The following is an 831-nucleotide window of genomic DNA, read 5'->3' as shown; positions in this document are numbered from 1 at the left end:
TCAGAAAGACCATCAGCCCATGAGCACGATCAAGACCAAGGACGGCGTCGAGATTTTCTACAAGGATTGGGGCCCCAAGGACGGCCAGCCGATCATGTTTCATCACGGTTGGCCGCTTTCCAGCGACGACTGGGACACGCAGATGCTGTTCTTCGTGCAACGCGGCTTCCGGGTGATCGCGCACGACCGCCGCGGGCACGGGCGGTCGGCGCAGGTGAGCGATGGCCATGACATGGACCACTACGCCGCCGATGCCTTCGCGGTGGTCGAGGCGCTCGATCTGACCAAGGTCTTTCATGTGGGCCACTCGACCGGCGGCGGCGAGGTCGCCCGCTACGTCGCGAAGCATGGCGAGCCCAGTGGTCGCGCCGCCAAGGCCGTGCTCGTGAGCGCGGTGCCGCCCCTGATGCTCAAGACCGCGAGCAATCCGGAAGGCCTGCCGATCGAGGTCTTCGACGGCTTCCGCAAGGGGGTGGCCGACAACCGGGCACAACTGTTCCTCGACGTGGCGACGGGTCCGTTCTACGGCTTCAACCGGGAAGGTGCCAAGGTCTACCAGGGCGTGATCCAGAATTGGTGGCGCCAGGGAATGATGGGCAGCGCCAAGGCGCACTACGAAGGCATCAAGGCCTTTTCGGAGACCGACCAGACGGCGGACCTGCAGGCGATCACGGTGCCGACGCTGGTCATGCATGGCGACGACGACCAGATCGTGCCGATCGCCGACGCGGCGCTGAAGTCGGTCAAGCTGCTGAAGAACGGCACGCTCAAGGTGTACAAGGGCTTCCCGCACGGCATGCTCACCACCCACGCGGAAGTCATCAACCCCGA

Annotated in this window: 1 protein-coding gene; it reads left to right on the top strand. The window is 64.6% G+C overall.

Features of this window, described 5'->3' with window-relative positions:
• Positions 1–19: 19 nt before the first annotated feature.
• Positions 20–831 (top strand): alpha/beta fold hydrolase (locus AC1DF3_RS36950; protein ID WP_478142807.1); only part of this gene is annotated, 812 nt, incomplete at its 3' end.

It is taken from the genome of Variovorax sp. 10N432, assembly GCF_056394465.1.
Note: the sequence above shows the minus strand (reverse complement) of the source record. Positions and strands in the feature narration are given on the sequence as shown.